Below are 465 nucleotides of genomic sequence, written 5' to 3' on the forward strand. Positions count from 1 at the left end.
GAACCCGCGAACCGCTCACCCGCCAGCCACTCCTGCACCACACCCAACACCCGATGCACCACCGACCGCACACCCACCGGCACCTCCACACCGGCAGCAGACGACGAAGCATCGGCACCACAGTCCAGGACCACCGTCTCCGGCACATCGCCGTCCTCCGGCAGTCCCTCCCACGGCGCCCACACCGCGGCCGGTGCGGCGGAGTCCCCCGGCATCCACTCGATGCCGTACAGCGCGCCCGCGTCCCCGGACGCCGCGCCCAACTGACCGGCCGACACCGGCCGGCCCACCATGGACCCGACCGACATCACCGGCGCACCGGTCACATCGGCGACCGCGAGCCGCATTCCGCCGTCGTCGGACTTCCCGATGCGGACGCGGACGGCGGAGGCGCCGACCGCGTGCAGGCGCACACCGTTCCAGGCGAACGGAATCACCGTCTCGCCCTCACCGTCGTTCAGGATC

General features: G+C 72.3%; 1 protein-coding gene. It reads right to left on the reverse strand.

Annotation, left to right across the window (positions count from 1 at the left end; translation table 11 throughout):
- On the reverse strand, nucleotides 1–465 hold a 465-nt coding region (locus ADK41_RS06820; protein WP_037805365.1), incomplete at both ends, for a hypothetical protein.

It is taken from the genome of Streptomyces caelestis (genome assembly GCF_001279005.1).
Classification (GTDB): Bacteria; Actinomycetota; Actinomycetes; order Streptomycetales; family Streptomycetaceae; genus Streptomyces; species Streptomyces heliomycini.